This window comes from Pseudoxanthomonas sp. SE1, from assembly GCF_029542205.1.
Classification (GTDB): domain Bacteria; phylum Pseudomonadota; class Gammaproteobacteria; order Xanthomonadales; family Xanthomonadaceae; genus Pseudoxanthomonas_A.
The window spans coordinates 3,079,462-3,093,132 of sequence record NZ_CP113783.1 but is presented as its reverse complement, the minus strand read 5'-3'; the positions used below and the strand labels follow the sequence as shown (position 1 = coordinate 3,093,132).

Here is a 13,671-nt window from a genome sequence, read left to right as displayed (position 1 = left end):
GGCCTTGCGCCGGGCCCGTTCGCTGACCGAGAGGAGTCACGTCGCATGAGCACACCGTCCGCAGGCGCGAAGTTTCGCGCCGCGCTCGCCGCCGAATCGCCGCTGCAGGTGATCGGCGCGATCAACGCCAACCATGCGCTGCTGGCCAAGCGTGCCGGCTACCGGGCGATCTACCTGTCCGGCGGCGGTGTCGCCGCAGGCTCGCTGGGACTGCCCGACCTGGGCATCAACACGCTGGAAGACGTGCTGATCGACGTGCGCCGCATCACCGATGTCTGCGACCTGCCGCTGATGGTCGACATCGACACCGGCTTCGGTCCCAGCGCGTTCAACATCGAGCGCACCGTGAAGTCGCTGATCAAGGCGGGCGCCGCCGCCTGCCACATCGAAGACCAGGTCGGCGCCAAGCGCTGCGGCCATCGCCCCGGCAAGGAAATCGTGTCGGCCGGCGAAATGGTCGACCGCGTAAAGGCGGCCGCCGATGCGAAGACCGATCCGGACTTCTTCCTGATCGCGCGCACCGACGCCATCCAGGTCGAGGGCGTGGACGCGGCGATCGAGCGCGCCATTGCGTGTGTCGAAGCCGGCGCCGATGGCATCTTCGCCGAAGCCGCCTACGACCTGCCGACCTACAAGCGCTTCGTCGACGCGGTGAAGGTGCCGGTGCTGGCCAACATCACCGAGTTCGGCAAGACGCCGCTGTTCACCCGCGACGAACTGGCTTCGGTCGGCGTGGCCATCCAGCTGTACCCGCTGTCCGCGTTCCGCGCAATGAACAAGGCCGCGGAAAACGTCTACGAATCCATCCGCCGCGACGGCCACCAGAAGAACGTGGTCGACAGCATGCAGACCCGCGAAGAGCTGTACGACCGCATCGGTTACCACGCGTTCGAGCAGAAGCTGGATGCTCTCTTCACTGCAAAAAAATAGCCATATCCCTTCTCCCTTTGGGAGAAGGTGCCCGAAGGGCGGATGAGGGTACGGTGAAGTCAGTGATGTCCCAGGCGCATGGACTTCGCCGCACCCTCACCCCAACCCCTCTCCCGGTGGGAGAGGGGCTTTACATCATCAAGAGGTGTTGACATGTCAGACGCTGCCGTTCCCTTCAAACCGAAGAAATCCGTCGCCCTGTCGGGCACCGCCGCCGGCAACACTGCGCTGTGCACCGTCGGCCGCACCGGCAATGACCTGCACTACCGCGGTTATGACATCCTCGACCTGGCGACGACCAGTGAGTTCGAGGAAGTCGCCTACCTGCTGGTGCACGGCAAGTTGCCCAACCGCGCCGAACTGGCCGGCTACAAGGCCAAGCTGAAATCGCTGCGCGGCATCCCGGCCGCCGTGAAGGCCGCACTGGAAGAGCTGCCGCCGTCGGCGCACCCGATGGACGTGATGCGCACCGGCGTGTCCGTGCTGGGCTGCGTATCGCCGGAAAAGGACGACCACAACCACCCGGGTGCGCGCGACATCGCCGACAAGCTGATGGCGTCGCTGGGTTCCATGCTGCTGTACTGGTATCACTGGAGCCATAACGGCCGCGCCATCGACGTGGAAACCGACGACGACTCCATCGGTGGCCATTTCCTGCACCTGCTGCACGGCGAGAAGCCGCGCGAGTCGTGGGTGCGCGCCATGCACACGTCGCTGATCCTGTACGCCGAGCATGAGTTCAATGCGTCCACCTTCACCTGCCGCGTCATCGCCGGCACCGGCAGCGACATGCATTCGGCCATCGCCGGCGGCATCGGCGCGCTGCGCGGCCCGAAGCACGGCGGCGCGAACGAAGTGGCGTTCGAGGTGCAGAAGCGCTACGAAACGCCCGATGAAGCGGAGGCCGACATCAAGGCGCGCGTCGAGCGCAAGGAAGTGGTGATCGGCTTCGGCCATCCGGTCTACACCGTCGGCGACCCGCGCAACGGCGTGATCAAGCAGGTCGCGAAGGACCTGTCGGCCGAGCAGTCGAATATGAAAATGTACGACATCGCCGAGCGCCTGGAGTCGGTGATGTGGGACATCAAGAAGATGTTCCCGAACCTGGACTGGTTCAGTGCGGTCAGCTACCACATGATGGGCGTGCCGACGGCGATGTTCACCCCGCTGTTCGTCATCGCCCGCACCAGCGGCTGGAGCGCGCACGTCATCGAGCAGCGCATCGACGGCAAGATCATCCGCCCCAGCGCAAATTACACGGGGCCTGAGGATCTGGAATTCGTCCCGCTGGACCGGCGCTGATCGAAGTCGAACCCGCATGGCACCCACTTCCCCTCTCCCGCTTGCGGGAGAGGGCACAGGGTGAGGGCATGGTTGCACCGGCCTGGAAGACCTGGCCTTCGTGCCGATAGACCAGCGCTGAGCCGATCCGGGGTATGGCGGGGCCGTTTCGACGAAGGTCGGGCGGCCCCGTGTCGTTTGTGTGACCCGTGTGGCAGCCGGGAACAGGCTCGCCGGGTTACTACTTGCGGTCGCAAGGGGTGCGTCGCAGCGAGCGGGAGGGGCCCGCCGCGCGGCGCTGGGGGACGCCTATGCAGACCATGTGGTGCAAGACCGAGGCCGGACGCAACGAAATCCAGCAGCGCACGCGCAAGCTGCCGGCGGGGTTGCGTTCCATCCTGTTGCTGGTGGATGGCCAGCGCAACGACGAAGAGCTGCGCGCGATGATGAGCGGGCTGCATGCGCCCGACGACGCACTGCAGCAGTTGGCAGCCGACGGATTGATCGAGCGGCGCTCGGGCGCGGCGTCGCTGCTGGCCGCTGTTGCCGCGCCGAAGGCCGGCGACGGGACGCAGGCGACGACGATGACATCCGCCGAGCGCTACAACCTGCTCTATGCGCGGATCACCGACGACATCCGTTCGCACATCGGACTGAAGGGCTACTTCCTGCAGCTCAAGGTCGAGCGTTGCGCCGACGCGGACGAACTGGCCGCACTGCTGCCCGACGTGGCCACGGCGCTGACGAAGGCACGCGACCACACCTTCGCCACGCGCTGGCTGGAGGATGTGCGCGCGTCGATGGCCTGACGCGCGCGCCGCCTGGAGGTCACGCCAGGCCTTCGGCCCTCAAGGCGGCCTGCACGCCGGCATCGGCGTCCATCCGCTGCTTGAATGCTGCGATGTTCGGCAGGTCCTTCAGGTCCACGCCGGTGCGCTCGGCCCAGCGCAGCGTGATGTAGAAATACGGATCGGCGAAGCTGCGGAACCCGGCCAGCCAGTCGCGTCCTTCCAGCTGCTTCTCCGCGCTTTCGAACAGGCCCCGCAGGCGCTTGCGTGCGGCGACCTTGATCGCGTCGAACGATGCTTCGTCACTGATGAAACGCGCCGGCCCGAACAACGGGTGGAACGCCGGGTGCAGGTCGGAGTTGACGAAGGCCAGCCACTTCGCCGCCTGCGCACGCTGTCGCGGCGAGCCATCGCCGGCGAGGTGCGCCTGCGGATACGTGTCGGCGATGTAGCCCATGATCGCCGCGTTCTGGGTCAGCACGAAGTCGCCATCGACGATCGCCGGCACCGCGCCGGTGGGATTGATCGCCAGGTACGCGGGCTCCTTCATCTCGGCGGCCGTCATCACCTGCACCTCGAACGGCTGGCCGGTCCATTGCAGCGCGATGTGGTCGGCGGTCGAGCACGCGCCGGGCTTGGTGTAGAGCTTCATGGTGTTCCCGTGGAAAAGAAAAGGCCCGCGATTATCGCGGGCCTTCAATGTTTCCAGCGTGATGCGCTGTGCAACGGATCGTCGCGTTCGGTGCGATGTGCTCCGTCGCATCGCGGCCGTCGGCCCTCACCCCTTGCCCTCTCCCGCAGGGGCGCCCCCTGAAGGAATGGCTATGGTGAATTCAAACGCGTCGCAACGCGCCCGGATGGAGAAGGGCTTGGGTTACCTTCAGGAGCGCGGCTTGAGCTTCTGCACGCGCAGGAAGGTGTGATCCCCGATGGTGGCCACGTGGTACGCGTTGCGCCAGCTCGGGCTGGCGATCTGGTGCGCCATGAAATGGCTGGCGCCAGGCACGATCTCCTGGCGCTGGCCGGGCGGCAGGGCCCAATTGCGCTCGGCGTTCAGGGCGACGCTGACCGACTTGGCCCAGGCGTCCGGGTTCTTCAGGCGGGTGTTCGGGCCGACGATGGTCGGTGCGAACTGCTTGCGGGCGGTCACCACGGAGCAGACGGAGTCGCCCCACAGGCCGCTGTCGCGGCGGCGCAGGGCGACCTCGGCGACGGCCTGCTGACCGCGGAGGGTCTGGTCGCGGGCTTCCAGGTACACGGTGGTGCTGAGGCAAAGCGAATCGGCGGCCGGCTGCGGCAACATCTGCGACAGCCATAGGATCCAGGCCAGTTTCATGGGAACTCCTTGCTCCGTCTTTCCCGCGCCCCTGCCTCTCCCGTTACGCAGGGAAGGACATCTGTGGGACAGCGGCTAGGGCGTCATGGGGAGGCAGCCTTCACACGGGCTGCCCGGGGACCGGCAAGGCCGGACCAAGAGGGTCCGAGCGCCGGGCTCAACCCGCCTGAGACTGGGCGGCGGGCCGGAAAGTGGGCGCAAGGTAGGCGGGGGAGACCCAACTCGGCCTGAACGGGCCGGCTTGACGGAGGGGGCCTCGATCTGGCTGGGAAACTGTGAGCGAGGTCGCACCTGCCACGTGTGTGAGGGGTGCGGCAAGCGCGAAAGAACGTCGCCCGAGGGTCGGAGGCGCCTCTTTGTAGGAGCGCCCCATGGGCGCGATGCCGCTCGTGGCGGCTAAGAAGCATCGCGCCCATGGGGCGCTCCTACAAAGCGGGTGTACGGGCCGCGTGGTAGGCCGGAGGCCTTACAGGCTTGCTGCCAGCCGGCTGCCCTGGTCGATCGCGCGCTTGGCATCCAGTTCGGCGGCCACGTCGGCGCCGCCGATCAGGTGCGGTGCCTTGCCCGCTCCGATGAGATCCGCCTGCAGGTCCCGGCGCGGCTCCTGGCCGGCGCATATCACCACGTGGTCGACCGGCAGCAGGTGTTCCTTGCCGTCCATCTTGATGCGCAGGCCGGCGTCGTCCACGCCCAGGTACTCCACCCCGCCCAGCATCTTCACCTGCTTGGCCTTCAGCGTGGCGCGGTGCACCCAGCCGCTGGTCTTGCCCAGGCGGGCGCCCGGCTTGCCGGGGCTGCGCTGCAGCAGCCAGACCTCGCGTGCCGGTGGTTCCGGCTGCGGCTTGACCAGACTCCCGCGGGTCTCGAAGGTCGGGTCCACGCCCCATTCGGCCATCCAGCGGGCGGGATGCAGCGATGGCGAAGGGCCTTCGTGGGTCAGGTATTCGGCGACGTCGAAGCCGATGCCGCCGGCGCCGATCAGCGCGGCGCGTGCGCCCACCGTCACCCGGCCGGACAGCACGTCCACATAGCTGACGACCTTCGCGTGGTCGGTGCCGGGGAAGGCGACCTTGCGCGGCGTGATGCCGGTGGCCAGCACGATCTCGTCGAAGCCGGCCAGGTCGGCCGCCGTGACCGGCGTCGACAGCTTCACATCCACGCGCGTCTCCTCGAGTCGGTGACGGAAGTAGCGCAGGGTCTCGTGGAATTCTTCCTTGCCTGGAATCCGCTTGGCATAGTTGAACTGCCCGCCGATCTCGCCGGCTGCATCGAACAGCTTCACACGGTGGCCGCGCTCGGCGGCGACCGTCGCGCAGGCCAGGCCGGCAGGACCTGCGCCGACCACGGCGACGGTCTTGGGCGCGAAGGTCTTCTGGTACGTCAGGTCCGTCTCGTGGCAGGCGCGCGGATTGACCAGGCAACTGGCCAGCTTGTTCTCGAACACGTGGTCCAGGCACGCCTGGTTGCAGGCGATGCAGGTATTGATGGCCTGTGGCGTGCCGGCGCGCGCCTTGGCCGCCCACTGCGGATCGGCCAGCAGCGGCCGCGCGAGCGAGACCATGTCCGCCTTGCCGGCGGCCAGGATGCCTTCGGCCACGTCCGGCATGTTGATGCGGTTGGTCGCCACCAGCGGCACGCGCACGTGCGGCTTGAGCTTGGCGGTCACGTCCACGAAGGCCGCGCGTGGCACCGAGGTGACGATGGTGGGGATGCGTGCCTCGTGCCAGCCGATGCCGGAATTGATGAGGGTGGCACCGGCGGCTTCCACCGCCTTGGCCTGCTGGACGATCTCGTCCCACTGGTTGCCTTCCTCCACCAGGTCCAGCAGCGACAACCGGTAGATGATGATGAAGTCGGGACCGACGGCCTCGCGCACGCGCCGCACGATCTCCACCGCGAAGCGCATGCGCTTCTCCGGCGAACCACCCCAGGCATCATTGCGCTTGTTGGTGCGCGGCGCGGTGAATTCGTTGATGAAGTAGCCTTCCGACCCCATGATCTCCACGCCGTCGTAGCCGGCGTCGCGCGCCAGCTTCGCGGCGTTGGCGTAGGCGTTGATCTGGCGTTCGATGCCGCGTGCGGAGAGTGCGCGCGGGGTGAACGGATTGATCGGTGCCTTCAGCTTCGACGGCGCCACCGTCAGCGGGTGGTAGCCGTAGCGGCCGGCATGCAGCAGCTGGGCGCAGATCTTCGCGCCGTGTTCGTGCACCGCCTTGGTCACGAACTTGTGCGGCCGCGCTTCCCACGGCCACGACAATTTGCCGCCGAAAGGCTTCAGCCAGCCCACCAGGTTGGGCGAAAAGCCGCCGGTGACGATCAGGCCGACGCCGCCGGCCGCGCGTTCGGCGAAGTACGCGGCCAGGCGCGGGAAATCCTTCGCCCGGTCCTCCAGCCCGGTGTGCATCGACCCCATCAGCACGCGGTTGCGCACCGTGGTGAAGCCCAGGTCCAGCGGCGTGAACAGGTGGGGGTAGGGCGTGGGATCGGTGGCGGTGGTCGACGTCATGCGGGCAGTGGATACGCGGGCGTATGGGTGGGCGCACGATGCCGCGAATCACCCGGGCACGCAAGCGCGATCAAGGCGGCGGTGAAGATCATCGCGCGGCGAGGGTGTCGGAAGGCAATCGGGCGGGCAGGGCTTCCTGCTCGAGGTGCAGCGGCTGCGCGCGCAACGCCTCGGCGACGCCCGCCCAGCCCGCGCGTTCGGCCCAGCGGCACATGGCCTGCAGCACGTCGGATGCGGGCACCGACGCGTCGTGCCCGGGGATGGGCAGGACGTCTGCAGGCGACATCTGCCATGGCTGCAACCGATGGCCGCTGGCGGTGACGGTCTCCGCGAGGACGGCGGCGATGCGGAAGCCGCCCTCGTCGATGTCTCCCCAGTGCCACACCGGCACGTCCGGCGGCAGCGAACGCAGCAGTCGGGCATAGGCGCGTCGCCAGGCTGGCGACGGCATGCCACCGGTGTAGACCACCAGCATGCGGTCGGCGCCAGTCGCACGGGCAGCGTCGTGGAAGCTGGCCAGGTTCTCGACGCTCAGCACGCATACGGCGTCCGTCCGCACGCCCTCGACGGCGTCGAGCGGTACGCCGAGGAAGGTCGTGGCGAGCGGCAGTTCCACGTCGCCGTCCAGCAGCAGCGTGCCGGTACCGGCGACCAGCAGCGGCTGCGGCTCGCGGCGAAGGCCCAGCGAGGCCCAGACGTGCTCCTTCTCGAGCGGACCGTCGGCAACCAGCTGCCCGCTACCCAGCAGGTCCAGCCACGGGGTGAGCTGTTCGAGCCGCTTGCTTGCCTGCGCGCGTCCCGCGAACAAGCGTGCGCTCTCGCGGCGGAGGATGCATTCGTGGGCCTCGTCGGCGAGGCGGGCGCGCACCGCCAGCGCAGCGTCGGCCAGGTCGGGCGCCGCTTCGGGACCGTGGCCGCGCACCTTGCGGTCGGCCCGCCATGCCGCCAGCACGTCATTCAGCACCGGGAAGTCCGTCAACCACGATGACAGCACCTCGGCGGCTTCGCGGACGCGGGCGTCCAGCAAGGGCACGCCCAAGTGGTCGGCCAGTACGTCGAGATCGATCACCGTGAGCCGCAGCAGACGCTCACCGTCGCCACGATGCCGGTCGCGCTCGACCGTGACCGCGCCGGCGCGTTCGGCGATGGCGACCTGCGCGTGGAAGGTCTCGCGTTCGGCCAGCGTGCGCAGCGACACATAGTCGCGCGCGCTGGCTTCGGTCATCGGCAGCGAGGCGTGGGCGGCATCGCCGCGCAGCCGGGCGCGTTCGCCCTTGCGCAGCAGCCGCTCCAGCACGCGCCGGGCGTCGCTCACACCGGCGCCTGCTGCCTTTCGACGCGGGCGGTTTCCTCGACCAGCAGTTCCGGATGCAGGTCGAACTGGTCGGAAAGCAGCAGTGCGCGCGCGGCGGCCTGCACCTCGATGCGCTCGGCCTGCAGCAGGTCGCCATCGCGGAACAGTTCGATGTAGCTGTCCAGCACGCCGCTCAGCGTGCCCTGTGCCGTGTCCGGCGCGGCCAACACCAGTTGCAGCCCCAGCGAGCGCAGGTAGTTGGTGGTGGCGCGCGCGTTCTGCGCGTCGATCTTGTCGCCGAACTCGTCCAGCAGGATCAATCCCAGGCCGCCCGGATGCGCCTCGCTCTTGCCGTAGGCCGCTGCCAGCGCGGCACCGGCGATCACGTACAGCGGGGCGCGGTGCTCGCCCCCCGAGCCCGAGCGCATGCGCTCGCTGAGCGTGCCGATCACGGTGTCGTCCTGGCGGATCTGCACTTCGAAGCGGAAGAAGCGGCGATAGTCGTCCAGCGGGGAGGTGGCGGTACGTGCGGCAGCACCGTCCTCGATCAGCTCGCGGAACGCCGCCGGCACTTCGCCGGCCGTGCCGAACAGATTGTCTTCACCGCCGATATCCACGGCGCGCTTGATGAAGCGCTCCAGGTCGCGGAACTCCGGCACCACGTCGTAGTGGAACTGGTAGCGCTCGTTGTTGGAAAACGGCGGGCTGCTGCGCAACGTCCGGTTGAGCGTGGCGATCTGCTGGCGCAGGCGGATGAAGTTGTCGTTGAGCGCGGCGGCGACGCCGGCGCGGAAGGTATCCACGGCGGTGTCGTAGGCCTGGCGCGCCTCGCCTTCGTAGCGCACCAGGTCGGTGTCGCGCAGCTGGGTGAGTTCGCGCAGCAGCAGCGCCAGCGCCGGTCGCCACGCACTCGCGTCGAAATCCACGTCCAGGCGGTGATCGCGCGCGTACTGCGCCAGCGCGCTCCAGGCCTCCGGCAGCAGTTTGGCGAGCTGCCGGTCGCTCTCGTCGGCACGTCGCTCGCAGGTGGCGCCGCGTTCCTCCAGCGACTCGACCTTCGCGTCCAGTTCGTCGCGGTGCCGTTCGATCAGGTTGGGGTCGACATCGGGATCCCTGAAGGCGTCCACCGCACGGCGGGCGACGAGCTCCTCCTGCTGGCGCAGGCCTTCAAGCAGACGACGGCTGCGATCGAGATCGGCGACCGCCACCGCTTCCCGCCCGACCAGGGCGTCGGTACGCGCCTCGCACTCGCCGAGTTGCGCAGCGAGTTCACGCACCGCGTCGGACAGGCGGAGCAGGTCGGGATCCAGCGCGGCGAGGCGGCTTTCCTGCGCAGCGCGATAGCGTCCCGCGACCTGGCGGTGCTCGATCGCGCGCTCATGCAGCGCCTGCGCGACCGCATCGGCATCGGCCAGCCGCGCCAGGCTGCGCTGGCTCTCGTCGGCGCGGCGCAAGTGCGGCTCGATCTCGCGGACCTCGCGTTCGGCTTTTTCGATCTCTTCATGCAGCACGCGCAAACGGGCCCGGTTGTCGGACGCGCCGATGCGCAGCTCGCCGGCGGCAGGCAGGCGCAGGCGCTCGATGCTGCCGCCGCGTGCCAGCAGGCCGTCGCGGGTCAGGCCCTGGCGGCTGCGCACCAGCTCGGCTTCGGTGTCCACGCAGCGCAGTTCGCCAAGCTGCCGGCGCAGGAACGCCAGGGCATCCGCATTGACGCCCTCCAGCAGCGCGGCGACGCTGCCGGCCGCGGCGTCCTTGCCGCGCACATCGCGCGCCTGGCTGGACAGGGCCAGTTTCACGCCGTAGACCGAACGCCCGCCGGACAGGCCGCGATACAGCTTGACCGCGCGCTCTTCGTCGGCGGCGGGAATCAGCAGCGCCTCGACGTTGCTGCGCAGGTAGGCTTCGATGGCGGGCTGCCATGCGGCATCGGCGACGCGTACCAGGTCGCAGACCGGGCGGGCATCGATGCCGGCCTCGCGCAGATAGCTCATCAATCGCACGGTGTCGGCATGCAGTTCCGCCTGGCCGGCGGCCAGGCGCTTCTGGTTCTGCCGCGCGGCCAGCAGCGCGTCGCGCGCCTTGTCGTGTGCGGCATGCAGGTGGCGGGCGTGCTGGTCGACCTGCTCGCGCAAGGGCGCGGCCGTGCGCAGTGCCTGGCGCGCGCGTGCGAACAGGTCTTCCGGCGTCCAGGGCAGCGTGTCCCCGTCGGTCAACGACGACAGCGCTGCGTGCCATGCATCCCACTCCGCGCGCGCCGCGTCCACGGCGCCGGCCTCGACGCCGCCGAGCGCGAGCGCATCGAGTTGGCGGAAGGTGTCGCGGACGAAACCGATCTCGCGCAACAGATCCCTGTTCAAGTGGGCCAGGCGTTCGAGATCGCGGCCGGCCAGTTCGTCGAGTTGCGCCTGTTCGCCATAACCGCTGCTCCCCTGCAGGCGGGCGGTCGCACGTGCCTGCTCATCGCGCAGGGTGTCGCGCTCGGCGCGCGTATCGACCAGGCGGCGGCGGGTGTCGGCCAGGGCGTCTTCCGCGGCGGTGACCGCACCTTCGGCCCGTTCCAGTTGTTCGCCGTACAGATCCCGCGCGTACTCGGCGGCCAGTGCGCGGTAGGACGCTGCCCGCACGGCCTGGGTGGCGATGCGGTCGTATTGCCGCTCCACGCCTTCGGCCGCTTCGATGCGCTGGCGCACCTGTTCGATGCGGTCGCGGATCTGGCGGAAGCTCTCCAGCAACGCACGGAAGCGGGCGATGTCGGTGGGCCGGTCCTCGGCGACCAGGGTGCGCACGAACAGGTCCACGTCCTCCACACGCTGCAGGTTGAGTGCGTTGAGGAAGGCCTTGCGGTAGGCGTTGATGTCGGGGTTGGCGGTGGGCGAGGCACGCAGGCGCAGCAGCAGATCCTTGACGAAGCGCTCGGCCACGGTGTGCAACTCGGGCTGCCCGCCGGCCGCCTTGCAGCGGCGCAAGGCCATCTCGCGGAAGGTCGGCCAGGCCAGCGGCAGTTCCTTGCCCTTGAGCTGTTCCACGTGGTCGGCCAGGTCCAGCGCCACACCCGGCAGAAGATACAGCCCGTGCAACCGATGATCGGGCTCGTCCACCGATGCGCCGAGCGCGATGCCGGCGGTCAGGACGTCGCCGGTGTCGGTGTCGCGGAACACCAGCGAGATGTACGTGGTGGCCGTGCGCCGCTTGCGTCCCTCGTCGCCGCTGCGGAACACGCCCAGGCAGTAGTCGCGGATGGTGCGCGCGCGGTGGCTGCCGCCGGCCTGTGCGTTGAAGCGGATGCGGCTGCGGTCGCCACCCAGCAGCACGATCTGCAGCGCATCCAGCAACGCACTCTTGCCCGCGCCATTGGGCGCGATGATGGCGGTGGTGGCGTCCAGCTCCAGGGTCTGCGCCTCGAACAGGAAGAACTGCACCAGGTGCACGCGCTCAAGCTGCTGCATCGCCGTCCTCCATGACGTCGTCGTTGTCGGCCGCGTCGGCATCGTCGTCGCGGTTGTGCTGGTCGAGCCGTTGCAGCCATTGTTCGCCGACGATCTCCACGATGGCCGGCCTTACGTGCAGGTGGAACGGCTGGGGATCGTCCGGTTCCGACTCCACCAGTCGACACGTGCCCCAGCGCTTCAGCGTGCGGGCCAGTTCGCGCAAGGTGCCGACATCCGGCATCGGCCGCCCGGCCAGCGCCTGGTAGGCCTCCTGCAACTCGGGCAGTTCCACGGTGACGACACCTTCGTCTTCCACCATGCCTTGCCGCATCGCTTCGTCGTAGCGCTGCCGCAGGACCAGCAGCAACAGGGTTTCGGCCAGCGTCACCGGCACGCCCTCGGCATGCGCGGGCAACGCCACCACGTAGCGGTAGTGGGCGTTGCGCTCCAGGCGGATGCCGAGCGGCGCCAGTGCGGCGATGAAGTCGTCGAAGTGGTCTTCCACCAGGTGGTAGGCCAGGCGCGTGCTGCGGTCGCTCGCGTACAGCACCTGCTCCAGCACCAGGCGGTAGGCGGCGCGTTCGAAGTCCTGCACGGCGTAGACGCCGTTGGAGAGTTGGCTGAGCGTGTTCCAGCTGCGTTTCATGCGGTTTTCCGTGAGGGCGTACCGATGCGGCGCACGACGAAGCGTGGCGCGCGCAGATAGCCGTTGTCGTCGTGGCCACCGGCATCGAGCAGTTCGACGCGATAGCCGCGCAGCAGGCGGCCCAGCGGATCCTCGCGCCGCAGGCCACCTGCGCGATGGCTGCGCAGCGCCAGCGTCAGCAGGGTCTGGTAGGCGCGCAGGTCTTCGATGCTGGCGATGGAGAATGCGCCGGAGTCGACGGCGTCCGTCGTCTCCAGGTGCGGGCCGACATAGCGCGCCATGTCTTCGGCGGTGACCAGGCGCGCGCGCTTCATCCGGCGCAGCAGGCTGAGCCTGGCGAGTTGTTCCGGCGTCGGCGGCTGGGTGGCATTGGCGCTGCGCGGGATGGGCTGGGGCTTCAGCCGCGGCGGGCGCAGGCGGTTGGCGTCCATCAGCGCGCCCGGCGCCACCGGCAGGCGCAGGGCGTCTTCCGGCGCATGCTGCACGCCACGGCAGGCGCGGCGCAGCAGGATGTCCAGCTTGTCGGGCGCACGCAGGCGGTAGTCGAGGAAGGCGAGCGCGCGCCGGTTGGCCTGGCGGATGTCGTCGTCCAGCCGGCCCAGGTATTCGTCGATGCGGTCCAGTTCGCGCAGGCGTCGCAGGCTGCGCGCGAACCGCTGTCCTCCGCGCTCGCCGTCGCCGCCGCCCACATGCTCGCGGTACCACGCCAGCAGCGCCGTACGACGCTCGCCGGTCTCGATCTGCTGCGCCATCGACAGGATCGCGCTGCGCCGCGCCAGCGGATGGTCGCCCTTGTGCAGTTCGGCGTAGTCGCCGATGAAGAATTCGCTCACGTAGCGCTCGAACCACTGGCGCGCGAACTGCGCGGTGGATTCGGCCTTGCTGAGCTCCGGCATCAGGTCGCGGACCTGCAGGCTCATCGACGACAGCGACACCAGCAGCCGCCGTGCCTGGTCGGCGGCCTCATCCAGCGCATCGCCGGCGGCCTTGCCTTCTGCCACCTGCTGCAACTGGTGTTCGATCGAGCGCATCTTCGCCGACACGAAGGTCGGGCCATGTTCGGCGAACTCGACGAGCAGCGAGAGGAACTGGTGCACGACGGGCGGCATGGTGACCATCTCGCGCGCACCTACGCGCTCCTGCCGCAGCCAGCCCGCGCCACGGAAACGGTCGTAGATGTTGTTGACCCTGACCGGCAGCGGCGTGTCCGGGGTGTCGCCGTCTTCGTCTTCCCAAGGGTCGTCGGCGAGCAGGTAGCGCTCCAGCGCTGCCGTGATCTCGCGACGCTGGAAGCCCATGCTCGGCGGGACCGGCGCGTCAGGCCCGAAGAACTCGTCGAACAGCCGGCACAGCAGCAGCCAGTAGTGTTCCCGGTTGGGCGACGCCAGCGGGCCGAACAGACCGCTGGGCAGCAACGGGAACAGGGCGGGCGCCTGCGTCATGGCCGCACGCACCGCCGCGG

The 13,671-nt window shown here is 69.0% G+C and carries 10 protein-coding genes; 3 read left to right on the top strand and 7 right to left on the bottom strand.

Going from position 1 to position 13,671, the window contains the following annotated elements; all coding sequences use genetic code 11:
* The first annotated feature begins 45 nt into the window (after window positions 1-45).
* The 3 genes from prpB to OY559_RS14570 all read left to right on the top strand — a co-directional run bounded on the left by prpB (window position 46) and on the right by OY559_RS14570 (window position 3,020).
* Window positions 46-930 carry a methylisocitrate lyase gene (prpB, locus tag OY559_RS14580; RefSeq protein ID WP_277726967.1) on the top strand — a complete coding sequence of 295 codons (885 nt, stop codon included), beginning with the start codon at window positions 46-48 and terminating at the stop codon, window positions 928-930.
* Between the two features lie 153 nt (window positions 931-1,083).
* Window positions 1,084-2,232 (top strand): bifunctional 2-methylcitrate synthase/citrate synthase, encoded by a 1,149-nt coding sequence (gene prpC / locus OY559_RS14575; RefSeq protein ID WP_277726966.1) that lies wholly within the window; start codon window positions 1,084-1,086, stop codon window positions 2,230-2,232.
* A gap of 299 nt (window positions 2,233-2,531) precedes the next feature.
* Complete coding sequence (locus OY559_RS14570) at window positions 2,532-3,020, top strand: hypothetical protein (RefSeq protein ID WP_277726965.1); 489 nt, start codon at window positions 2,532-2,534, stop codon at window positions 3,018-3,020.
* Window positions 3,021-3,039: 19 nt separating this feature from the next.
* Here the strand turns inward: OY559_RS14570 and OY559_RS14565 are convergent, their stop codons facing one another.
* The 7 genes from OY559_RS14565 to OY559_RS14535 all read right to left on the bottom strand — a co-directional run bounded on the left by OY559_RS14565 (window position 3,040) and on the right by OY559_RS14535 (window position 13,651).
* Window positions 3,040-3,651 (bottom strand): glutathione S-transferase family protein, encoded by a 612-nt coding sequence (locus OY559_RS14565; protein ID WP_277726964.1) that lies wholly within the window; start codon window positions 3,649-3,651, stop codon window positions 3,040-3,042.
* Window positions 3,652-3,879: 228 nt separating this feature from the next.
* The gene (locus OY559_RS14560; protein ID WP_277726963.1) at window positions 3,880-4,335 is read right to left on the bottom strand and encodes a cell wall hydrolase; all 456 of its coding nucleotides are present in this window, start codon (window positions 4,333-4,335) and stop codon (window positions 3,880-3,882) included.
* Window positions 4,336-4,801: 466 nt separating this feature from the next.
* The gene (locus OY559_RS14555; protein ID WP_277726962.1) at window positions 4,802-6,841 is read right to left on the bottom strand and encodes an NADPH-dependent 2,4-dienoyl-CoA reductase; all 2,040 of its coding nucleotides are present in this window, start codon (window positions 6,839-6,841) and stop codon (window positions 4,802-4,804) included.
* A gap of 88 nt (window positions 6,842-6,929) precedes the next feature.
* Entirely contained in the window at window positions 6,930-8,156 is a 1,227-nt protein-coding gene (locus tag OY559_RS14550) for a Wadjet anti-phage system protein JetD domain-containing protein (protein WP_277726960.1), read from the bottom strand.
* A complete protein-coding gene (locus OY559_RS14545) occupies window positions 8,153-11,581 on the bottom strand; it encodes an SbcC/MukB-like Walker B domain-containing protein (protein ID WP_277726959.1) in 3,429 nt (1,142 codons plus the stop codon). Before OY559_RS14545 ends, OY559_RS14550 begins: the two co-directional genes overlap by 4 nt.
* Window positions 11,568-12,209: a DUF4194 domain-containing protein gene (locus tag OY559_RS14540; protein WP_277726958.1), complete on the bottom strand. Its 642-nt coding sequence runs from the start codon at window positions 12,207-12,209 to the stop codon at window positions 11,568-11,570. Before OY559_RS14540 ends, OY559_RS14545 begins: the two co-directional genes overlap by 14 nt.
* Window positions 12,206-13,651: a Wadjet anti-phage system protein JetA family protein gene (locus OY559_RS14535; RefSeq protein WP_277726957.1), complete on the bottom strand. Its 1,446-nt coding sequence runs from the start codon at window positions 13,649-13,651 to the stop codon at window positions 12,206-12,208. Before OY559_RS14535 ends, OY559_RS14540 begins: the two co-directional genes overlap by 4 nt.
* Window positions 13,652-13,671 lie beyond the last annotated feature (20 nt).